The 22,448-nt window shown below is 58.6% G+C and carries 20 protein-coding genes; 11 read left to right on the plus strand and 9 right to left on the minus strand.

Translation table 11 applies throughout. The features are described 5' to 3' along the window. Positions 1–13 precede the first annotated feature (13 nt). Genes H7K56_RS10950 through H7K56_RS10965 form a run of 4 tightly spaced genes read right to left on the minus strand, consistent with a single transcriptional unit; the run spans position 14 to position 4,329 of the window. Entirely contained in the window at positions 14–1,003 is a 990-nt protein-coding gene (locus H7K56_RS10950) for an ABC transporter permease (RefSeq protein ID WP_021508060.1), read from the minus strand. Beyond that, positions 996–2,501: a sugar ABC transporter ATP-binding protein gene (locus H7K56_RS10955; RefSeq protein ID WP_021508061.1), complete on the minus strand. Its 1,506-nt coding sequence runs from the start codon at positions 2,499–2,501 to the stop codon at positions 996–998. Before H7K56_RS10955 ends, H7K56_RS10950 begins: the two co-directional genes overlap by 8 nt. 1 nt (position 2,502) lies before the next feature. Further along, complete coding sequence (locus H7K56_RS10960; RefSeq protein WP_150361619.1) at positions 2,503–3,486, minus strand: substrate-binding domain-containing protein; 984 nt, start codon at positions 3,484–3,486, stop codon at positions 2,503–2,505. A 12-nt stretch (positions 3,487–3,498) separates the two neighbouring features. Further along, positions 3,499–4,329 carry a DeoR/GlpR family DNA-binding transcription regulator gene (locus tag H7K56_RS10965; protein ID WP_021508063.1) on the minus strand — a complete coding sequence of 277 codons (831 nt, stop codon included), beginning with the start codon at positions 4,327–4,329 and terminating at the stop codon, positions 3,499–3,501. Positions 4,330–4,565: 236 nt separating this feature from the next. Between H7K56_RS10965 and H7K56_RS23385 the strand changes: the two genes are divergently transcribed. Beyond that, positions 4,566–4,970 carry a hypothetical protein gene (locus H7K56_RS23385; RefSeq protein WP_249042763.1) on the plus strand — a complete coding sequence of 135 codons (405 nt, stop codon included), beginning with the start codon at positions 4,566–4,568 and terminating at the stop codon, positions 4,968–4,970. Further along, positions 4,945–5,880 carry a DUF1176 domain-containing protein gene (locus H7K56_RS10970; protein WP_249042762.1) on the plus strand — a complete coding sequence of 312 codons (936 nt, stop codon included), beginning with the start codon at positions 4,945–4,947 and terminating at the stop codon, positions 5,878–5,880. Before H7K56_RS23385 ends, H7K56_RS10970 begins: the two co-directional genes overlap by 26 nt. A gap of 277 nt (positions 5,881–6,157) precedes the next feature. Here H7K56_RS10970 and ampH read toward each other — a convergent pair whose 3' ends face one another. From ampH to tal, 3 genes are all read right to left on the minus strand, one after another. Beyond that, positions 6,158–7,327, minus strand: coding sequence for a D-alanyl-D-alanine-carboxypeptidase/endopeptidase AmpH (ampH, locus tag H7K56_RS10975; RefSeq protein WP_031279806.1), 1,170 nt, complete (start codon positions 7,325–7,327; stop codon positions 6,158–6,160). A 144-nt stretch (positions 7,328–7,471) separates the two neighbouring features. Then, positions 7,472–9,481 (minus strand): transketolase, encoded by a 2,010-nt coding sequence (gene tkt / locus H7K56_RS10980; protein WP_058758343.1) that lies wholly within the window; start codon positions 9,479–9,481, stop codon positions 7,472–7,474. Between the two features lie 69 nt (positions 9,482–9,550). Then, entirely contained in the window at positions 9,551–10,501 is a 951-nt protein-coding gene (tal, locus tag H7K56_RS10985; RefSeq protein WP_021508067.1) for a transaldolase, read from the minus strand. A 352-nt stretch (positions 10,502–10,853) separates the two neighbouring features. On the opposite strand from tal, the gene maeB reads away from it, so the two are divergent. After that, positions 10,854–13,133: an NADP-dependent oxaloacetate-decarboxylating malate dehydrogenase gene (maeB, locus tag H7K56_RS10990; RefSeq protein WP_150361617.1), complete on the plus strand. Its 2,280-nt coding sequence runs from the start codon at positions 10,854–10,856 to the stop codon at positions 13,131–13,133. Between the two features lie 72 nt (positions 13,134–13,205). Here maeB and hemF read toward each other — a convergent pair whose 3' ends face one another. Both hemF and amiA read right to left on the minus strand, forming a co-directional pair. Further along, entirely contained in the window at positions 13,206–14,126 is a 921-nt protein-coding gene (gene hemF, locus H7K56_RS10995) for an oxygen-dependent coproporphyrinogen oxidase (protein WP_021508069.1), read from the minus strand. Positions 14,127–14,173: 47 nt separating this feature from the next. Beyond that, on the minus strand, positions 14,174–15,031 hold the full coding sequence (gene amiA, locus H7K56_RS11000) for an N-acetylmuramoyl-L-alanine amidase AmiA (RefSeq protein WP_021508070.1): 858 nt from the start codon (positions 15,029–15,031) through the stop codon (positions 14,174–14,176). A gap of 209 nt (positions 15,032–15,240) precedes the next feature. Between amiA and H7K56_RS11005 the strand changes: the two genes are divergently transcribed. From H7K56_RS11005 to cysM, 8 genes are all read left to right on the plus strand, one after another. Then, entirely contained in the window at positions 15,241–15,666 is a 426-nt protein-coding gene (locus H7K56_RS11005) for a GNAT family acetyltransferase (protein WP_021508071.1), read from the plus strand. 114 nt (positions 15,667–15,780) lie between these two features. Then, entirely contained in the window at positions 15,781–16,401 is a 621-nt protein-coding gene (locus H7K56_RS11010) for an RpoE-regulated lipoprotein (protein ID WP_150361616.1), read from the plus strand. Between the two features lie 98 nt (positions 16,402–16,499). Next, the gene (locus H7K56_RS11015) at positions 16,500–17,402 is read left to right on the plus strand and encodes a Dyp-type peroxidase (RefSeq protein WP_150361615.1); all 903 of its coding nucleotides are present in this window, start codon (positions 16,500–16,502) and stop codon (positions 17,400–17,402) included. Positions 17,403–17,622: 220 nt separating this feature from the next. After that, entirely contained in the window at positions 17,623–18,639 is a 1,017-nt protein-coding gene (locus H7K56_RS11020; protein ID WP_150361614.1) for a sulfate ABC transporter substrate-binding protein, read from the plus strand. After that, positions 18,639–19,472: a sulfate/thiosulfate ABC transporter permease CysT gene (gene cysT / locus H7K56_RS11025; RefSeq protein WP_021508075.1), complete on the plus strand. Its 834-nt coding sequence runs from the start codon at positions 18,639–18,641 to the stop codon at positions 19,470–19,472. Before H7K56_RS11020 ends, cysT begins: the two co-directional genes overlap by 1 nt. Further along, positions 19,472–20,344 carry a sulfate/thiosulfate ABC transporter permease CysW gene (cysW, locus tag H7K56_RS11030; RefSeq protein ID WP_150361613.1) on the plus strand — a complete coding sequence of 291 codons (873 nt, stop codon included), beginning with the start codon at positions 19,472–19,474 and terminating at the stop codon, positions 20,342–20,344. Before cysT ends, cysW begins: the two co-directional genes overlap by 1 nt. Then, positions 20,334–21,422, plus strand: a complete 1,089-nt coding sequence (gene cysA, locus H7K56_RS11035; RefSeq protein ID WP_021508077.1) for a sulfate/thiosulfate ABC transporter ATP-binding protein CysA — start codon at positions 20,334–20,336, stop codon at positions 21,420–21,422. The genes cysW and cysA overlap by 11 nt, the downstream gene beginning before the upstream one ends. Before the next feature lie 72 nt (positions 21,423–21,494). Next, a complete protein-coding gene (cysM, locus tag H7K56_RS11040) occupies positions 21,495–22,379 on the plus strand; it encodes a cysteine synthase CysM (RefSeq protein WP_104094124.1) in 885 nt (294 codons plus the stop codon). The last annotated feature ends 69 nt before the right edge of the window (positions 22,380–22,448 follow it).

Here is a 22,448-nt window from a genome sequence, read left to right on the forward strand (position 1 = left end):
ATGGCTCCTCCCGTCAGACGAAACTGACGTCGGTTTCTTTACGTTTTTTGTAGTGGGTGACGGCAATCGCCACCATAATCGTGCCGCCGACCACAATGTTCATGAAGTAGTTGGAGACGCCGATCAGATTGAGGCCGTTTTTCAGGATGGCGATCAGGAATACGCCCATCAGCGTGCCGCTGACCGTGCCTTTGCCGCCCATCAGGCTGGCACCGCCCAGCACCGTCGCGGCCAGCACATCCAGCTCACCGCCGACCAGCGCGTTCGGCACCACTTCACCCATGCGGTACACCTGCACCAGCCCGCCAATCGCAGCCATCGCCCCGAGCCAGCCGTAGGCAAACACGTGAATCAATCCCACGCGGATGCCAATACGCCGCGCCGATTCCGCATCGCCACCCACCGCATACAGCTGACGGCCCAGATTGGTTTTGTTGAGCAGCAGCGCGGTGAGGGCGGCAATCACCAGCATGATCGCCAGCGGTAAGCCAATCTGAAAACTGTTGCCCTGTACGCTAAACGGCAGCACGCTGCGCAGGGTGATCCACCAGTCCGGCAGCGAGTAGAGGCTTTTGCCGCCGGTAACCCACATCAGCAGACCAAACAGCAACGACTGCATGCTGATGGTAATGATGATCGACACCACGCGCAGCGAGGTGATCAGCAGGGCGTTGATCACGCCAAACAGCGTGCCACAGACGATAGCCAGCAGAATGCTGAGCAGCGCGTTATCAAACTGGAACTGCACAAACAGCGAGGCGATCAGGTATTGCACCACCGACGCCACGGCGGCGAAGGAGATATCGATACCGCCGGTCACCAGCACCACAAACAGGCCGAGGGCGAAAATGCCGGTAACGGCATAGCTTTCCGCCAGATCCAGCAGGTTCTGCACCGTCAGGAACTGATCGCTGGCCAGCGAGAAGAACACCATGAAAGCCAGCAGCACCCAGGCGAGCCAGCCCTGGCTGGAGTGCGGACGTAAACGAGAGAAATCAGGCATTAATCACCTCCGCCAGCTGTTCCTGCGCCACGGTATCGGGTTGGTATTCGGCATGGATGGTGCCGTCGCGGAAGTGCAGAATGCGGTCGCAGTTGTACCAGACCTCCGGCACTTCGTCGGAAATCAGGATGATCGACAGTCCCTCTTTCGCCAGCTCGTGGATCAGCTGATAGATGCTGGCCTTGGCGCCGACATCCACGCCGACGGTTGGCGAGTCGAGGATCAGAATGCGCGGCTGGGTCAGCACCCATTTCGCCAGCACGATTTTTTGCTGGTTGCCGCCGGACAGGGTGGAGATCGCCAGGTTGGGATCGGCCACGCGCACGCCGAGCTGCTGAATCCACTGCAGGATCAGCTTGTTCTTGCGGTATTCGTCGATCAGGTGGAAACGGTTTTGCAGCTTATCGAGGATCGGCAGCACCATGTTGTCGGCCACCGACTGCTGCTGCACCAGGCCGAGCGTCAGGCGATCTTCCGAAACGTAGCCGATGCCGGCTTTGATGGCGTCTTCGTGCCCGCGAAAACGCACCGGCTTGCTGTCGAGCCAGATTTTGCCGCTGTCCGGTTTGGTCATGCCAAACAGCGACAGCGCCAGTTCGGTGCGGCCGGAGCCGAGCAGGCCGCACAGGCCCAGCACTTCACCGGCGTAGAGTTTGAAATTGACGTCATGATACTGACCGGCGCGCGTCAGCTTCTCTACTTCGAGAATCGCCCGATCGGCGTTGCGCGTTGGCGCTTTTAACTGGTAGTCGAGCTTCAGGCCGGTCATCAGTTCGGTCAGGTGATGCGGCGTCATCTCTCTGGCTGGCCAGCAGCCCATCTTGCGGCCGTCGCGGATCACCGTCACGCGATCCGAAATCTCCAGCACTTCATCCAGCCGGTGACTGACAAACACCACGCAGATGTTTTTGTCTTTCAGATAGCGCACGGTGCGCAGCAACTGATTGACCTCGGTACGCGTCAGCGATGCGGTGGGTTCATCCATAATCACCAGTCGTGCATCGGCCACCAGCGCGCGGCAAATCGCCACCTGCTGGCGCTGGGCAATCGACAGCGCAGCGACTTTCTCATTCAGATCAAGGTCAAACTTAAGCTCATCAATAATGCCGCGCGCGGTGTCGCGCAGCCGGGCCTGACGGTGCCAGCCGAGCAACCCGTTGAGGTTATGCTCAAAGGCGATGTTCTCCGCCACGCTCAAATTGGGGAACAGCGACAGATCCTGGTAAATCACCTGGATACCGAAGTCGCGCGCCTGACGGGTGGTCAGACGCGGGAAACTCTGGCCGTCGCCGAGGGTAATGCGGCTGCCACTGTCCGGGGCGTGCACCCCGGAAATGACTTTAATTAAGGTGCTCTTGCCACAGCCGTTGGTGCCAGCGAGACAGTGCACTTCGCCGGCCAGCAGGGTCAGCGAGATATCGCTCAGTGCGCGGTTGCCACCAAATGTTTTCGACAGGTTGTCGAGCGCAATCAGCGTCTGTGGAGTGACCTCTTGCATGTTACAGCCCCATTTTCACCAGTTTTGGCAGGTTCTCTTTATCGAGACTTTCGGTGTTGTTACCGAGAATGGTGTGCGTCGCCTCGTCCACCTTCACTTTGCCCAGCCCTTCAATGGTCATGCCGTCGGTGATTGGCTCTTTCTTCTCCATCATGTCGGCGATACGCACAAATACTTCACCGGCGGTCTGCGGATTCCAGATATAACCGCCCTTGATGGCACCGCGCTGTACCAGCGACGCGCCCTGGCCCGGGCTGAAGGCGCCGATGACGCACACCTGATCGATCTTGTTGCGGTTCATGACCGCGCGGCCGGCGCCAATCGGCCCTTGTGAACCAAACGCCATAATGCCTTTCAGATCCGGGTACTTAGACATCAGCTCGTTGGTGGTGCGGATGGAGTCATCCAGCGATTCGCCGACGCCGAATTTGTCGGTCACCAGCTGCATCTTCGGATAGTGCTGTTTCTGGTAGTTGAGCGCGGCGTCGGTCCACTCCTGATGCAGTGGCACCGTCAGGCTGCCAACATACATGGCGTATTTGCCTTCTTCATGCATGCATTTCGCCAGCGCTTTCATATGGTTGATGCCGTGGGTCGGCGCATCGACCAGCTCGAAATCCCAGTTGGCGTCTTTCTGGCCGGGCGATTCGTGAGTAATCACCATGATCCCGGCTTCACGCGCGCGCTTCAGCACTGGCTCAAGCACTTTCGGGTCGTTTGGCACCACGCCGATGATGTCGACCTTCTGCGCAATCAAATCTTCAATCGAGCGCACCTGCAGCGCCGGGTCAGCGGCGGTTGGCCCGACCATCCACGCGTCGATGCCGCGTTTTGCCGCTTCACTTTTGATGCCCGCTTCCATGGCGTTGAACCACGGAATACCGCCAATTTTTACCACGATGCCCATGCGGATTTTGTCAGCGGCCTGCGCGCCAGCGGCGGCAAACAGGGCAAGCAGAGAACAGGCGATAAGATGTTTTTTCATAAAGACTCCGGATTAATTTTTTATTAGCTGCATCGAATGGCTGCGTTGCGAGCAATCAATAATATTGACGCCGTTCCACGCCAGTTCTTGTTCCAGCTCTTTGTCTTTTAATTGGTCAGTGATGAGAAAATCCACATCGCGGTAATGACAAATACGCGCGAATGAGGGGCGCAGAAATTTACTGCCGTCCAGCAGCAGATGTTTTCTTTCTGCCGCTAACAACATTTGCTGTTTTAAATGTGCGTTGTTTTCGTTACCTTCGCGTAAATAACCGTCATTGCCCAAACTGCTGCAGGAAAAAAAGATCTTATTGATCTGAAATTCCCGTAGCGGCTGCTCTGCGACGACGCCGTGGAAATCTTCATAACGGTCAGAATATTCTCCACCCAGGCAGATGGTGCGGATACTGCCGCGCGCTGCAAGGGTCTGGACGATTCTGATAGAATTGGTTAACACCGTTAATTCAATATCCGGTAGCTGTCGTGCCAGATACCAGCAGGTGGTACTACTGTCGAGTAATAAACAATCACCGGGGCTGATAAAATCGAGTGCTCGTTTGGCTATCGCCATCTTGGCCTCGACGTTTTCATTCATGCGCTGGCGAAAAGATAATTCATACTCGTTAATACCACGTGTATTTCCCTGAATGTTGGCGGCCTGTCGTTTGGCTGGTACTGCACCACCGTGACTGCGCTGTAATACGCCACGTTTCTCCAGCTGCGTTAAATCACGGCGAATGGTTTCCTGCGAAACCTGACACAGCGTGACTAATTCAGCGACAATGACCCGACCATTTAAATTAAGCTCGTCAATAATTCGCTGCTGTCTTTCAATCGGCAACATGACTTCCCTCCGATGGCTATAAATTACTGGATGCCGGAATGTGAAAATGTGGGCTGGGCACGAGTCCGCAGCGACCAACTGGCCCGGCGACATTAAGGTGATTTTCATTGGATTTTTTATGTAAATGAGATCTCTTTATTTCAGATTTGAGTGATCGCATTCACATAAATGCGCGTTATTACGCGAGGGAATGAGAGAGTCCATGCACAGCGTTGACGCTCTGTCAGCACCATAGCATGACCGCTTATGACCGTTTGTGTGTATTTGACCGTTTTGTGAAGGGGGTAAAAATTGTCCGACGAATCCGATTGAGCAGAAATCAGCCGCACCGGATGATGGAGCTGTTGCGCTATTCCACACAGATCGCCCATAAGGCGACGGCTTTTTCAGCAGTTAACTTCGCTTTTCAGGCCACTTCACAGTTTCGGCCTGATGACCGCGCATGCATTGCGCTATCATTTTCTTTCCAGGTATCGGGGATCGTTTTTTTTCATGTCGTATTGGATGAAGTCGCTGCTTTTATTGCCCTTTCTGCTGATTGCCAGCGTACAAGCCGAGCCGCTGCAAAAGTCGTTTTCCGACTGGCAGATCACCTGCAACAACGCGGCGTTCTGCGTGGCACGCAGTTTTCCTGGCGATAATGGCCTGGTGATGACGATTTCGCGTCACGCCGGGGTCAACGATCGGCCGCTGCTGCGCATTGATTACGGCAGCGCCTACAGCGGTGCATTGCCGGGCGCGGCGCTAAAAGACAACCTGCTGCTCGACCAGCGCCGCCTCAATCCGGACCTCAAACACTGGACGGTGGAGCCGCATCATCTGGCCACCAGCAACGCCATCGCCATCGACGAATTTCTCGCCCAGACGCTGGATGCCAGCAATTTACAGCTCACCTATAAAGCCAGCGCCAGTATTCCGCTGCGCGGTATGAAAGCGGCGCTGCTGCTGATGGATGACGTACAGGGGCGGGTTAACGGTGCCAGCGCCTGGGTAAAGCGCGGTGATCGCGTGCAGTGGGATGTGCCACCGCCGCCCTCAATTCCACAGCTGCCGGCACCAATGCCCGCACCCGCGCCGCTGACGCAGCAGGAAACCACCGGCCTGATCGATTACGGAACCTGGCGCATCAACACCGACAACTGCTCGCTCGATCCGCTGCGGCGTGAAGTCAGCGTCGCGCCACTCACCGACAGCAAAGCGCTGCTGCTGGTAAGCTGTGAAACCGGTGCCTACAACGTGATCGATCTGGCGTTTGAAGTCACACGCAGTCAGCCGTATGTGTCGCGCGGCATCACGCTCAACCTGCCGTTTACCCCGCCGTCGCGCACTGATAATCAGCTGGAGCTGGTGAACGCCGAGTTCGATGCCAGTAACGGCCAGCTGTATACCTTCAGTAAAGGGCGCGGTCTGGGCGACTGCGGTGTGGCCACACGCTGGCAGTTTGATGGTAATGCTTTCGTGCTGGCGGAGTATGCGGAGGAGAAGACCTGCGACGCCTGGCATAGTAGTGATGACTGGCCCACCCTCTGGATTTCACAGCCTGCGTCATAATTCGCGCTGCAGGGGCGTTGGCTGCCTTCTCTCACCCCGGTCACTTACTGATGTAAGCTCCCGGGGATTCATTCAGTTGCCGCCTTCCTGCAACACGAATTATTTAGCAGGCAAATCTGCATCATCCTTCGCACTGCAGGGGCGTTGGCTGCGGCTGTTCACCCCGGTCACTTACCTGAGTAAGCTCCCGGGGATTCATTCAGTTGCCGCCTTCCTGCAGCACGAATGATTTAGGGGAGGGTTCGCAGCAAGAAATCACTAGCTGTTGGTCAAAGACTTAGCGGATATTGCCGATCATCATCGGTGAGCCCGTCTGGTTGCCCACCAGCTCAGCCAGCATGTTGTTGACGCCATCGCTCATCGGGGTGAAGCGGGTCAGCGGCGAGCGCGTCACGACCACAAATACGCCGACGTTGTGCTGTGGCACCATCGCCATGTAGGTGATGAAGCCGCCGCCGCCGCCGGTTTTCTGAATGATGCCCGGATGGCCCGCCTTCGGTGCCATGTAAACCCAGCCCATGCCCAGCGCGTCGGCGCGTCCTGGCACGTCCATGCCTTCCACTTTGGTCAGCTGGTCGCGGCGATAAATCAGCGTTTGCAGCCGATCGATCTGCGGCGTGCGGTGATTCACCGCCGAGTTGAGGAACTGCTGCATCCAGCGTCCCATATCGTCCGGCGTGGAATACACGCCGCCGCTGCCGATGGCTGCCAGCGTGTTATTGCACGGGCTGGCCCCTTTTTCGGCAATCATCAGGCGCTGACACTGGTCCGGTGATGGCGTGAAAGTGGTGTCCTTCATGCCGAGCGGACGCGTTACCAGCTGCTGCAGCAGGGCCGGATAAGGCATACCGGCGGCTTTAGCCAGCGCGTCGCCCAGCAGATCGAAGGCGAGGTTGGAGTAAGCCGCCTGCGTGCCCGGTGCGGCTTTTAGCTGCGCACCGCGCAGCCACTGCCAGCGATCCGCTTTGGTTGGCCAGACAAACACCGGACGATGCGGTTTGCCGCCCGGCTGCTCGCGCGGCAGGCTGCTGGTGTGGGTGGCGAGATTGATCAGCCGAATCGGCTGGCCGTTGTAAGTCGGTACGCGGGCACCCGGCGGCGCGTATTTGCTCAGCGGATCGTCAAGGCGAATCTGGCCGCGCTCGGCCATCTTCACCATCACTTCGCTGGTCATCAGTTTGCTCAGCGAGGCGATACGGATCAGTGAGTCCTGCTGTGGGCGCACATTATTGCCGGGACGGGTTTCGCCAAAGCTGGCGAACACGCGCTGGTTACCGTCAATTGCCACCAGCGCCATGCCGGTTGCACCGCTGCCATAGAAAATATGCTCGGCATAGCGATCAACAATCTGCGAGGCCAGCAGCGGATCGGGCGATACCTGCGCCGCGCTGGTAAAGGGCAGCACGGCAACCATTAAGGCCAGTAAAAAAGGAGTACGTTTTTTCAACGGGAAAGCGTCCGCTATAGGAATCGGAGGAAAACCTATAGTAATCAGTTTGCGCAAAGCGGGAAGGGGGCGGGGCGGATTTTTTTCTGTATCAGGCTGTGAAATAAAACGGCCCTCTCCCGGTAGCGGGAAAGGGCCAGACACTCAGGCAGGCTTAAGCAGCGATTCGGCGTGGCTCACCACGTTCTCGACGGTAAAGCCAAAGGCCGGGAACAGCTTGCCGGCTGGCGCCGATTCGCCGAAGGTGGTCATGCCGACAATTTTGCCGTCGATGCCGACGTATTTGTACCAGTAGTCGGCAATACCGGCTTCAACCGCCACACGCGCACGCACGGTGGAAGGCAACACTGATTCACGATAGGCCACATCCTGTTTATCAAACACGTCAGTGCTCGGCAGCGACACCACGCGCACCTTGTGGCCGTCGGCGCTGAGTTTCGCTTCGGCGCCCAGCGTGATCTCCACTTCGGAACCGGTGGCAATCAGGATGACGTCCGGCGTGCCGTCACAATCCTTGAGGATGTAGCCACCGCGCGCGATGTTCTCTACCTGTTGCGCGCTGCGCTCCGGCTGCAGCAGGTTCTGACGCGACAGAATCAGCGCGGTCGGACCGTGATGGCGCTCAATCGCCGCTTTCCACGCTACGGCGGTCTCGACCTGATCGCACGGTCGCCAGGTGCTGAAGTTTGGCGTCACGCGCAGGCTGGCCAGCTGTTCAACCGGCTGGTGCGTCGGGCCATCTTCGCCCAGACCAATTGAGTCGTGGGTGTAGACCATAATCTGGCGCGCTTTCATCAGGGCGGCCATGCGCGCTGCGTTACGCGCGTATTCGACGAACATCAGGAAGGTGGCGGTATAAGGCACAAAACCACCGTGATGCGCGATACCGTTGGCAATCGCCGTCATGCCAAATTCGCGTACGCCGTAATGAATGTAGTTACCGGCGTGATCCTCTTTGATCGGCTTCGAACCGGACCAGATGGTGAGGTTGCTGGGCGCGAGGTCGGCGGAACCGCCGAGGAACTCCGGCAGCAGTTTACCGAAGGCTTCCAGCGTGTTCTGTGAGGCTTTGCGGCTGGCGATTTTCTGCGGGTTAGCCTGCAGATCGCGAATGAACTGGCTGGTTTTGTTTTCCCAGTCAGCCGGCATTTCGCCCTTCAGGCGGCGGCTGAATTCGTCCGCCAGCTGCGGATGTGCCTGCTGATAAGCCGTGAACTTCTCTTCCCAGGATTGCTCCTGCGCGGCCCCGGCTTCTCTGGCATCCCACTGCTGATAAATATCCTGCGGGATCTCAAACGGACCGTAATTCCAGCCGAGCTGTTTACGCGTCAGCGCCACTTCTTCTTCGCCCAGCGCGGCCCCGTGCGACTCCTCTTTGCCGGCTTTGTTTGGCGAGCCAAAGCCGATTACCGTGCGGCAGATAATCAGCGAAGGCTTGTCGGTGACGCTTTGCGCTTCTTTGATGGCCGCCGCGATGGCGTCCGGATCGTGGCCGTCGATGCCTTCGGCGCTGCCCACCACGTGCCAGTTATAAGCTTCAAAACGCTTGTGAGTGTCGTCGGTAAACCAGCCTTCGGTTTCGCCGTCGATGGAGATACCGTTGTGATCGTAGAAGCCAATCAGTTTGCCGAGGCCCAGCGTGCCGGCCAGCGAACAGACTTCGTGCGAGATGCCTTCCATCAGACAGCCGTCGCCCATAAACACATAGGTAAAGTGATCGACGATATCATGGCCCGGCTGGTTGAACTGGGCCGCCAGCGTGCGCTCGGCAATCGCCAGACCGACAGCGTTGGCCAGCCCCTGGCCGAGCGGGCCGGTGGTGGTTTCAACGCCCGGCGTGTAGCCAATTTCCGGGTGGCCCGGCGTTTTTGAGTGCAGCTGGCGGAAGTTTTTCAGCTCTTCCAGCGGCAGATCATAGCCGGTGAGATGCAGCAGGCTATACAGCAGCATCGAGCCATGCCCGTTAGACAGAATGAAGCGATCGCGATCCGCCCAGGCCGGGTTGGTCGGGTTGTGCTTCAGGAAGTCGCGCCACAGCACTTCGGCGATATCAGCCATGCCCATCGGCATACCTGGGTGGCCGGAATTTGCTTTCTGTACCGCATCCATGCTCAGGGCGCGGATCGCGTTAGCCAACTCTCTGCGTGAAGACATAGGGTTCTCCCTTGTAATTGGGCAAAAGCGGACGGGCCGCAACCCGTCCGGCAGAAGGTGAGTTCAGGATTACAGGCGGGCGGCCAGCACGTCTTCCAGCTTCTGCTGGTCGACGGCAAACTGGCGGATACCGTCGGACAGTTTCTCCACGGCCATCGCATCCTGGTTATGCTCCCAGCGGAACTCCGCTTCGGAGAGCGGTGCCGGCTGGTGGAAGCCCTCGGTTGATGGCTCCAGTTTGCGCTCCACCGGCGCTTCGCTGTTGGCCAGCTCTTCCAGCAGGTTCGGGGAGATGGTCAGGCGATCGCAGCCGGCCAGTGCCACAATCTGCTCCACTTTACGGAAGCTGGCACCCATGATGACGGTGTTGTAACGGTGCTTTTTGTAGTAGTCGTAAATACGACGCACCGATTTAACGCCCGGATCTTCGTCGACCACATACGGGTCGAGCGGTTTGCGCGTGTTGTACCAGTCGTAGATTCGGCCGACAAACGGCGAAATCAGGAACACGCCGGCTTCGGCACAGGCGCGCGCCTGGGCGAAGGAGAACAGCAGCGTCAGGTTACAGTTGATGCCGTTCTTCTCCAGCTCTTCCGCCGCTTTGATGCCTTCCCAGGTGGACGCCAGTTTGATCAGAATACGTGAGCGGTCGATGCCGTTCTCTTCATACAGGCGGACCAGTTTCTCCGCTTTGGTCACACACATGCCACGATCGAAAGAGAGGCGCGCATCCACTTCGGTCGAAACACGGCCCGGTACGCTTTTCAGAATTTCCATACCGAGGTTGATCGCCACTTTATCGCTGGCGTTGATGATTTGCGTCTCTTTGCTGCCGCCCTGTTTTTTCGCGTACTCAATGGCGTCATCAATCAGGTGTTTGTAAGCGTCGAGGCCGGCAGCTTTGAGGATCAGGGATGGGTTGGTGGTGGCATCTTCCGGATGGTAATGGCGAATGGATTCGATATCGCCGCTGTCCGCCACCACGGTGGTGAACTGTTTTAATGCATCTAGCTGGTTCATCGCTTAACTCCTTGATTAGCAATAATGTGGGCAAAACAGGCACCCGGGCAGTCATCGTCTTAGGTGCGCCCTTATCGGGGAAGGGAGGTTCCACACAGTGCAACAGACGCCGGATGAAGAAAATGCGTTTTCTCTGATTGTGACGTCGGGGCGCGTTTCTGATAGTCAGGCCTGCCTGATCGGTTCAGCTCAGCGTTTTGCCACCCTTAAGCATAGCAGGCTGTCCCAAAGCCGCAGGCGAAGCCGTGGCAATCCGTGCCCTGGCGACTGTGCGTTCTTTGAGCGCCTTCACCCTCTTTTGCGCCGCGCGTTCTTATACTGAGGGCTTTTCAGCCGTGCAAAAGGATGTCTGATGGACGATCAACTCAAGCAAAGCGCGCTCGATTTTCACCAATATCCCACCCCCGGAAAAATTCAGGTGTCACCCACTAAGCCGCTGGCGACGCAGCGCGATCTGGCACTGGCCTATTCCCCCGGTGTGGCGGCACCCTGTCTGGAAATTGCCGCCGATCCGCTGGCCGCGCACAAATACACCGCGCGCGGCAATCTGGTGGCGGTGATCTCCAACGGCACGGCGGTGCTGGGGCTCGGTAATATTGGCGCGCTGGCCGGCAAGCCAGTGATGGAAGGCAAGGGCGTGCTGTTCAAAAAGTTTGCCGGTATTGATGTGTTCGACATCGAAATCGACGAGCACGACCCGGACAAGCTGATTAAGGTGATTGCCGCGCTGGAGCCGACGTTCGGCGGCATCAACCTTGAGGACATCAAAGCGCCGGAGTGTTTTTACATTGAGCAGCAGCTGCGGCAGCGCATGCAGATTCCGGTGTTTCATGACGATCAGCACGGCACGGCCATCATCTGTACCGCGGCAGTGCTTAACGGCCTGACCATCGTGAATAAGGCGATTGCTGACGTGCGGCTGGTGGTGTCGGGCGCTGGCGCGTCGGCCATTGCCTGCCTCAATCTGCTGGTGGCGCTTGGCATGCAGCAGAAAAATATCGTGGTGTGTGATTCAAAAGGGGTGATTTATCGCGATCGCGAAGCGGACATGACGCCGACCAAAGCCGCCTATGCCGTGGAGGATAGCGGGGCGCGCACGCTGGATGAGGTAATTGGCGGCGCGGATATTTTCCTCGGCTGCTCCGGCCCGAAAGCGCTGACGCCAGCGATGGTGCAGAAGATGGCGCCAAATCCGCTGATTCTGGCGCTGGCCAATCCGGAGCCGGAGATCATGCCGCCGCTGGCGAAGCAGGTGCGGCCGGATGCGATTATCTGTACCGGGCGCTCGGATTTCCCCAATCAGGTGAATAACGTGCTGTGCTTCCCGTTCATCTTCCGCGGCGCGCTGGACGTCGGTGCCACCGCCATCAACGAAGAGATGAAGCTGGCGGCGGTGCATGCGATTGCCGCCCTGGCGCAGGCGGAACAGAGCGACGTGGTAGCGTCCGCTTACGACGATCAGGATCTGAGCTTTGGCCCGGAATACCTGATTCCCAAACCGTTCGATCCGCGCTTGATTGTGCAGATAGCCCCGGCCGTCGCCAGAGCAGCGATGGATTCCGGCGTGGCGACGCGACCGATTGCTGACTTTGACGCCTACCGCGAGCAGCTCACCGAGTTCGTGTATAAAACCAATCTGTTCATGAAGCCGATCTTCTCGCAGGCGCGTAAAGCGCCGCAGCGCGTGGTGCTGGCGGAAGGCGAAGAGGTGCGGGTGCTGCACGCCACTCAGGAGCTGGTGTCGCTCGGGCTGGCGAAGCCGATCCTGATTGGTCGTCCCAACGTGATTGCCATGCGTTTACAGAAGCAGGGGCTGAAAATCGAGGCCGGGCGTGATTTTGAGATCGTGAACAACGAGTCCGATCCGCGCTTCAAGGAGTACTGGAATGAATATTATCAGCTGATGAAGCGGCGCGGCGTCACGCCGGAAACCGCCCAGCGCGCGGTGATTGGCAATCCCACGCTGATCGGCGCCATCATGGTGCATCGCGGCGAAGCGGACGCGATGATTTGCGGTACCATCGGCGACTACCGTGAACATTACGATGTGGTGGAGAAGGTGTTTGGCTTCCGCGATGACGTCAAGGTCGCTGGGGCGATGAACGCGCTGCTGCTGCCGAGCGGCAACACGTTTATTGCCGATACCTATGTGAATGAGGATCCCAGCGCTGAGCAGCTGGCGGATATCACGCTGCTGGCGGCAGAAACCGTGCGGCGTTTCGGCATCGAGCCGCGCGTGGCGCTGCTGTCGCACTCCAGTTTTGGCACTTCGAACGCACCCGGCGCGCGGAAGATGCGCGAGGCGCTGGCGCTGATTCAGCAGCGAGCGCCGGAACTGGAAATTGATGGCGAGATGCACGGCGATGCAGCGCTGGTGGAGAGTATTCGTCGCGAGCTGATGCCGGACAGCCCGCTGAAAGGTACCGCCAATCTGCTGATCATGCCGAACGTTGAGGCCGCACGCATCAGCTACAACCTGCTGCGCGTGTCCTGTTCGGAAGGGGTGACGGTGGGGCCGGTGCTGATGGGCATCCGCAAGCCGGTGCATGTGCTGACGCGCATCGCCTCGGTGCGGCGCATTGTTAACATGGTGGCGCTGGCGGTGGTGGAGGCGCAGACCGAGCCGTTGTGACCGGCAGGGCGACCCCACGGGGGCGCGTTTTATCGGGTTATTCCGCGGGGTGCGCATGAATGCGCACCTGGCTTATTTTTCCAGCCCCAGCCAATCCTGCACTGGCAGAAAATCGCGGGTCAGCGCGGCTTCCGGGGAGTCGTCGGCGGGTTGATAATCATATTCCCAGCGCACCAGCGGCGGCATCGACATCAGAATCGATTCGGTGCGACCGCCGGTTTGCAGACCGAACAGCGTGCCGCGATCCCACACCAGATTAAACTCAACGTAGCGGCCCCGGCGATAAAGCTGGAACTGACGCTCGCGCTCGCCCCACGCCAGTTCTTTGCGCTTCGCTACAATCGGCTGATAGGCCTGCATGAAACCGTTGCCGACCGCCTGCATGAAATCAAAGCAGTGATCAAAATCCGGCGTATTCAAATCATCAAAAAACAGGCCGCCAATGCCGCGCTGCTCGTTGCGGTGTTTCAGGTAGAAGTAGTCGTCACACCACTTTTTGTAGCGCGCATAGACGTCGTCGCCAAACGGCTGGCACAGATCGAACGCGGTCTGATGCCAGTGCCGGGCATCTTCTGTGAAACCGTAATAAGGGGTGAGATCGAAACCGCCACCAAACCACCAGACCGGATCGGCGCCCGGCTTTTCGGCAATGAAAAAGCGCACGTTGGCGTGGCTGGTTGGCACATACGGATTTTCCGGGTGTACCACCAGCGACACGCCCATCGCTTCGAAGCTGCGGCCCGCCAGCTCCGGGCGGTGCGCGGTGGCTGAGGCGGGCATCTGCTCGCCATACACATGGGAGAAATTAACCCCAGCCTGCTCGAACACCTTGCCATTACGCAGCACGCGGCTGCGTCCACCGCCGCCGCCGGGGCGTTGCCAGGTGTCTTCGGCAAAGCTGGCGCTGCCGTCTTCCGCCGCCAGACCGGCGCAAATATCATCCTGCAGCGCCAGCAGATAGGCTTTGACGCGCGAAATATCGGGATTGCTCATGGCTCACTCATTGCAAAAATTTGCCGCGATTCTAGCACAAAACGCTATCAGGCCTGGCGACGATCGTACTCATCAAAGTAATTGACGATACCGTCGGCAATCGCCCGGGCAATTTTCTGGCGAAACGCCGTGGTGCCCAACAGCTGTTCTTCACGCGGGTTGGTGATAAACGAGGTTTCCACCAGCACCGACGGAATGGACGGGGATTTTAGCACCGCGAACGCCGCCTGCTCGGTGTGCTGGCTGTGCAGGTGATGCACCGGGCGAATCTGGTCCAGCACGTGTTTACCCAGCGTCAGGCTGTTGCGAATGGTATCGGTCTGCACCAGGTCGAACAGGATCTGGTTAAGGTAATTATCTTTTTCCTGTACCGCCGCGCCGCCCACTTTATCGGCGTCGTTTTCGCGCTGCGACATATAGCGCGCCATGGCGCTGCTGGCACCGCGATTGGAGAGGGCAAACACCGACGCACCGTTAGCTTCCGGGCTGGTGTAGCCGTCGGCGTGAATCGACATAAACAGGTTGGCGCCGTGCTGATGCGCAATCTCCACGCGCTGGTAGAGCGGAATGAAGTGGTCGCTGTCGCGCGTCAGCCGCACTTCCACCTTCGGGTGGTTCTGCAGCAGCGTACGCACGGTGTTGGCGATCTCCAGTACGATGTGCTTCTCTTCTGAGCCTTCCTGACCCACCGCGCCAGAATCAATGCCGCCGTGACCGGGATCGATCATCACAATGCGCTTGCCGCTGGTGGCCGGTTTCGGCGGTGTATGGCGTGCGCTGACGGGCACTGCCGCGCGCGTTTCCTGCGCCTGGACCGCGCGCGGCGACAGCACCGCCAGCGCCAGGCCGGAGAGGATCAACTGGCGGCGATTGGTCAGGCGCCGCAACAGTGAAATCTTGTTCATTAACATGTCCCTGAGAGTAAACCTGCCCCGTGTTATAGCTTAAGCGCCGTCCGGCGGCGACTGCCGAACCATTTCAGGACATTACTTTGTATTTCAGGCCGCGAATCGCTATTTAGCCGTTTTTTTCAGCCGTTGCGCCCTGCGAGGGTTGCGCCTGGCAAAGAATGCGTGATAATCAGCGAATTGTGCCTCATTGCAGGGTAACGCCGATGGAAATCCGCTCCTTCCGCCAGGAAGATTTTGAAGAAGTCATTACGCTCTGGGAGCGTTGCGATCTGTTACGGCCGTGGAATGATCCGGAACTCGATATCGAACGCAAAATGAACCATGACCCGGAGCTGTTTCTGGTGGCTGAGGTAGGCGGCGAGGTCGTGGGCACGCTGATGGGCGGCTACGATGGCCATCGCGGCTCCGCCTACTATCTGGCGGTGCACCCTGATTATCAGGGCCGGGGATTTGCCAATGCGCTGATGAACCGGCTGGAGAAAAAGCTGATTGCGCGCGGCTGCCCGAAAATCCATCTGATGGTGCGCGAAGAGAACGATCAGGTGGTGGCTTTCTACGAGAAGCTGGATTACGAGCCGGTCGACTCACTGCTGCTGGGCAAACGCCTGATTGAAGACCGTGAATACTGATTCCACGCGTCGCGCGGCCGGGTTTCTGCCCGCCATGCAGCAACAGCGAATAAACTTTTTGCCGGTTTGCGACTCCAACAGGCACGCCAGTCGGCACAAAAGAAAGGAGTTTGCATGAAAGTTGTTCGTCCCGCCCTGCTGGTCAGCGCCCTGGTGCTGGCCGGTTGCGCCAGTTCCGGTTCCTCTTCCTCTGCCAGCACCAGCGAAAGTCACTGGTACAATCCGCTCAGCTATCACTGGTCGGCGCTCAATCCGTTTAGCTGGTTTGGCAGTTCGCTCACCGTCACCGAGCAGGGCGTTGCCGGGCTGAACAGCAACACGGCAATGTCGGAGTCCGCCATTGGCGCCGCGCTGAACAATGATTATCAGCTGCGTCAGGGCATGCGCACGCAGAACGGGCAGGTAGTGGATTTCTGGCAGGCGCTGGATGACGGTAAGGTTAAGCTGGTGATTAATGGCCAGCGTAGCGTCGAGCGCATTGAAGTGCTCGATAGCGATGCGCGCAGCGCCGACGGCAGTAAAATCGGTGATGCGTTCAGCGATAAATTCAGCAAAGCGTTTGATAATTGCAAAATGGTTGCCGGGCTGGATGTGCGCGATGTTGAGTGCCGCGCGCCGGGTAGTCAGCATATCGCCTATATCTACAGCGGCGAGTGGCACGGTCCGACCGGGCTGATGCCGTCAGATGATACGTTAAAAAGCTGGAAAATCAGTAAGATCGTCTGGCAGCGTTAACTGGCGAAAAAATTGCGTTAACGCATCTTCTGCGCAGGGCTTTCCGGTATGATACCGGCGAAAAAACGCCGTTAACTTTTATGCCGGAGAGCATTGTCATGTCTCAGTTTCAGAGCGGGATCCTGCTGGAGCACCGCCGTTTCGCCATTTGGCTGGAAGCCCGCGCCACCGGCGACCTCGCTGCGCTGCGTCAGGGTTGCCACGCCTTTCTGCAACAGCTGGCAGCGCTACAGCAGCAATTTCCGGACGCCGGTCTCGGTGCGGTCATCGCCTTTGGTGATGCGCTGTGGCGCGATCTGCAGGGCACCGACTCAGCTCCCGAACTCAAAGCTTTCACGCCGCTCGGCAAAGGTGCTGCACCGGCGACGCAGCGCGATCTGTTGATCCATATTCAGTCGCTGCGTCACGACGTGAACTTTTCGCTGGCGCAGGCGGCGCTGACGGCGTTTGCCAGCGCGGTCGCCATTGAAGAAGAGACGCACGGTTTCCGCTGGGTCGAAGATCGCGATCTTTCCGGTTTTGTTGATGGCACCGAAAACCCGCAGGGCGAGGCGCGCCAGCAGGTGGCGATCATTGCTGACGGCGCGGATGCCGGCGGCAGCTATGTGTTTACCCAGCGCTGGGAGCACAACCTGCCGCAGTTCAACCGGCTGGCGATTGATAAGCAGGAAGCGATTATTGGCCGCACCAAACAGGACAATGAAGAGCTGCCGGGCGATCAGCGGCCGGCGACGTCGCACCTGAACCGCGTGGATTTGAAAGAAGCGGGCAAAGGCCTGAAGATTCTGCGCCAGAGCCTGCCGTACGGCACCGCCAGCGGTCGCCACGGTCTCTATTTTATTTCGTACTGTCATCGCCTGTATAACATTGAGCAGCAGCTGCTGAGCATGTTTGGCGAGCGCGACGGCAAGATGGATGCCATGTTACGGTTCACCAAACCGGTGAGCGGCAGCTACTTCTTTGCCCCTTCGCTGACGGCGCTGCAGGCGCTGTCACGTTAATCCATCGCGTTTTACCGGTGCGCCGCCGTGCGCACCACATCCCCGCTTGACGCGGCTCAGTTAATCCCGCCCTGCGCATAAACTCTGCCGCTGGCTTATGCCTTTTTAGACTTTGAAATCCCTAAACGATATATAAAACCGTTACAGCTTTCGCCAGAGTTATAAATACACTGACAGCATCTAATGGCATAGGCTCGAACTCCATTTCTCAGGGTGCAGCATGACACGTTCGGTTTCGAAAAAATGGCTTGGCGGTATAGCGCTGTCGCTGAGTTTAGCGGGCGCGGCACAGGCAACAGAGCTGCTCAATAGCTCTTACGATGTGTCACGTGAACTGTTTGTTGCCCTGAATGCGCCGTTTGAACAGCAGTGGAACGCGGCGCACCCTGACGACAAGCTGACCATTAAACAGTCACATGCGGGCTCCTCAAAACAGGCGCTGGCCATTCTGCAGGGGTTGCGTGCCGATGTCGTGACCTATAATCAGGTGACCGATGTGCAGGTGCTGCACGACAAAGGTAACCTGATCCCGGCCGACTGGCAGAGTCGTCTGCCCAACAGCAGCTCACCGTTTTATTCCACCATGGCCTTCCTGGTGCGCAAGGGGAATCCAAAGCAGATTCATGACTGGGCCGATCTGGCGCGCGATAACGTGAAGCTGATTTTCCCGAATCCGAAAACCTCCGGTAACGGCCGTTACACCTATCTGGCCGCGTGGGGCGCTGCCGACCAGGCGGACGGCAAAGACCAGGCCAAAACCGAAGCGTTTATGACCAGGTTCCTGAAAAACGTTGAAGTGTTTGATACCGGCGGCCGTGGTGCCACCACCACCTTTGCCGAGCGCGGCCTGGGTGATGTGCTGATCAGCTTTGAATCGGAAGTGAACAATATCCGTAACCAGTACGGTAAAGACCAATACGAAGTGATTGTGCCGAAAACCAACATCCTTGCTGAATTCCCGGTCGCGTGGGTCGATAAGAACGTCGAACACAATGGCACGGCGGAAGCGGCGAAAGCCTATCTTAACTACCTCTACACGCCGCAGGCGCAGAAAATCATCACCGGCTTTTACTATCGCGTGAATAACCCGCAGCTGATGGCGGAGCAGAAAGATCGCTTCCCGCAGACTGCGCTGTTCAATGTTAATGACGCGTTTGGCGGCTGGCCGCAGGTGATGAAAACCCACTTCGCCAGCGGCGGTGAGCTGGATAAATTACTGGCAGCGGGGCGCGGCTGATGTTGGCTTCTGCACAGAAACGCGTTCTGCCCGGATTTGGTCTCAGCCTTGGCACCAGCCTGCTGTTTACCTGCCTGATTCTGCTGCTGCCAATCAGCGCGCTGATCATGCAGCTGTCGCAGATGACGCTGGCGCAGTACTGGCAGGTGATCAGCAATCCGCAACTGGTGGCGGCGTATAAAGTCACGCTGCTGTCAGCGGGCGTGGCCTCGCTGTTTAACGCGGTGTTTGGCATGCTGATGGCGTGGATTCTGACCCGCTATCGCTTTCCCGGCCGTACGCTGCTGGATGGCCTGATGGACCTGCCGTTTGCGCTGCCGACGGCGGTGGCCGGCCTGACGCTGGCCGGGCTGTTTTCGGTTAACGGCTGGTACGGTCAGTGGCTGGCACATTTTGATATCAAAGTGTCTTACACCTGGCTCGGTATCGCGGTGGCGATGGCTTTCACCAGCATTCCGTTTGTGGTGCGTACCGTGCAGCCAGTGCTGGAAGAGTTAGGCCCGGAGTATGAGGAAGCGGCGGAAACCCTCGGTGCCACGCCGTGGCAGAGTTTCCGGCGCGTGGTGCTGCCGGAAGTCGCGCCGGCGCTGCTGGCCGGGACCGCGCTGTCGTTTACCCGCAGCCTCGGTGAATTTGGCGCGGTGATCTTTATCGCCGGTAACATCGCCTGGAAAACTGAAGTGACCTCGCTGATGATTTTTGTTCGCCTGCAGGAGTTTGATTATCCGGCCGCCAGCGCCATCGCTTCGGTGATCCTCGCGGCGTCGTTGCTGCTGCTGTTTGCGATTAACACTCTGCAGAGCCGCTTTGGCCGCCGTCTGGGAGGTCACTGATGGCTGAGATTTCACAGATCAATCATGCCGAGCGTCAGCCGGTGAACTGGGGCAAATGGCTGCTGATCGGCATTGGCGTGCTGGTATCGATTGGCCTGCTGGTGGTGCCGATGGTCTCCATCTTCTGGGAGGCGCTGGGGCAGGGCATCGGCAAGGCCTTTAGCAACCTGCAGGATAGTGACATGCTGCATGCTATCTGGCTGACGGTGCTGGTGGCGCTGATTACCGTGCCGGTTAACCTGGTGTTCGGCACGCTGCTGGCCTGGCTGGTGACGCGCTTTACTTTCCCCGGTCGCCAGCTGCTGCTGACGCTGTTCGATATTCCGTTTGCCGTGTCGCCGGTGGTGGCCGGTCTGATGTATCTGCTGTTCTGGGGCGTGAATGGCCCGGCTGGCGGCTGGCTTGATGCGCACAACATCCAGGTGATGTTTGCCTGGCCGGGTATGGTGCTGGCGACGATTTTCGTTACCTGTCCGTTTGTGGTGCGCGAGCTGGTGCCGGTGATGCTGAGCCAGGGCAGCCACGAAGATGAAGCCGCCGTGCTGCTGGGCGCGTCTGGCTGGCAGATGTTCCGCCGCGTGACGCTGCCAAATATCCGCTGGGCGCTGCTGTACGGCGTGGTGCTGACAAACGCGCGCGCCATCGGCGAATTTGGAGCGGTATCGGTAGTGTCCGGCTCCATTCGCGGCGAAACCTATACCTTACCTTTACAGGTTGAATTACTGCATCAGGATTACAACACCGTGGGCGCTTTTACCGCCGCCGCGCTGCTGACCCTGATGGCAATTGTGACGCTGTTTCTGAAAAGCGTGGCGCAGTGGCGATTAGAGCATCAGCAGAAGCGCCAACAGGAGGAAAATCATGAGCATTGAGATTAAACACATTAATAAAGCATTTGGCCGCACGCCGGTGCTGAACGATATCTCTCTGGATATTCCTTCCGGCAAGATGGTGGCGCTGCTTGGACCGTCCGGTTCCGGTAAAACCACGCTGCTGCGCATTATCGCCGGGCTGGAGCACCAGAACAGCGGGCAGATCCATTTTCATGGCAAAGACGTCAGCCGCACGCACGCACGCGATCGTCAGGTCGGCTTTGTGTTTCAGCACTATGCGCTGTTCCGCCATATGACGGTGTTCGACAACATCGCCTTTGGTCTGACGGTGCTGCCGCGCCGCGAGCGTCCGAACAGCGCCGAAATTAAGCAGCGCGTTACCCGTCTGCTGGAGATGGTGCAGCTGGCACATCTGGCCAACCGCTACCCGGCTCAGCTCTCCGGTGGACAGAAACAGCGCGTGGCGCTGGCGCGTGCGCTGGCCGTTGAGCCGCAGATTCTGCTGCTGGACGAACCGTTTGGCGCGCTGGATGCCCAGGTGCGTAAAGAGCTGCGCCGCTGGCTGCGTCAGCTGCATGAAGAGCTGAAATTTACCAGCGTGTTTGTGACCCACGACCAGGAAGAAGCGATGGAAGTGGCGGATAGCGTGGTGGTAATGAGTCAGGGCAATATTGAGCAGGTGGGCGCACCGGATGACGTGTGGCGCGAACCTGCGACCCGCTTCGTGCTGGAGTTCCTCGGCGAAGTGAACCGCTTTGACGGCGAAGTGCACGGCTCGCAGTTCCATGTGGGCGCGCATCGCTGGCCGCTGGGCTATACGCCAGCGCATCAGGGCGACGTGGAGCTGTTCCTGCGTCCGTGGGAAGTGGACGTGTCACGCCAGAGTAGCCTGGAGACGCCGTTGCCGGTACAGGTGCTGGAGGTCAGTCCGCGTGGCCACTTCTGGCAGCTGGTGGTTCAGCCCGTCGGCTGGCAGAGCGAGCCAATCTCGGTGGTATTCGCCGGTGAACAGACGGCGCCGATCCGCGGCGAACGGCTGTTTGTTGGTCTGCAACAGGCACGTATCTACCAGGGCACCACGCCGCTGCGCCCGGTTGCCTTTGCCGAAAGCGCCTGATATTTTTGTCACTCCTTCGGGCGGGATTTTCCCGCCCGATTTATTTGTACTCCTTTCGGCTGGAATGACACCGTGACCACTCTGGAAAACACCATCGGCAATACGCCGCTGATTAAGTTGCAGCGCCTGACGCCGGATAACGGCAGCGAAATCTGGCTCAAGCTGGAAGGCAACAATCCGGCAGGTTCGGTGAAAGATCGCGCGGCCTGGTCGATGATCCACCACGCTGAGTTGCGGGGTGAAATCCAGCCCGGCGACACGCTGATTGAGGCCACCAGCGGCAATACCGGCATTGCGCTGGCGATGATTGCCGCGCTAAAAGGCTACCGTTTACGCCTGCTGATGCCGGAGAACATGAGCCAGGAGCGGCAGGATGCGATGCGCGCATATGGAGCTGAGCTGGTGCTGGTGACGCGTGAGCAGGGCATGGAAGGGGCGCGCGATCTGGCACAGGCCATGGCGCAACGCGGCGAAGGCAAGGTGCTGGATCAGTTTAATAACCCTGACAACCCGCTCGGCCACTATCTCACCACCGGTCCGGAGATCTGGCAGCAAAGTCACGGCCGTATGACGCATTTTGTCTCCAGCATGGGCACCACCGGCACCATCAGCGGCGTCGGACGCTATCTGAAAGAGTTTGCCCCGGCGGTAAAAGTGGTGGGTCTGCAGCCGCAGGAAGGCAGTAGCATTCCCGGCATCCGGCGCTGGCCGGCGGCCTATCTGCCCGGCATTTATCGTCCGGAGCTGGTGGATGAGGTGATGGATATGGCGCAGCAGGAAGCGGAAGAGACCATGCGCGCGCTGGCGCAGCGTGAAGGCATTTTCTGCGGCGTCAGTTCGGGCGGTGCGGTAGCGGGCGCATTACGCATCGCCAAAGCGCAACCGGGCAGTGTGGTTGTCGCCATTGTCTGCGATCGCGGCGATCGCTATCTCTCCACCGGCGTTTTTCACCGCTAGTTCCCCCCGCCTGTTTCTGGCTTCGTGCGCCCTGTGACGCGGCGTACGGGCCATTTTTGTCTATAGTCT

It is taken from the genome of Pantoea dispersa, assembly GCF_014155765.1.
Taxonomy (GTDB): domain Bacteria; phylum Pseudomonadota; class Gammaproteobacteria; order Enterobacterales; family Enterobacteriaceae; genus Pantoea; species Pantoea dispersa.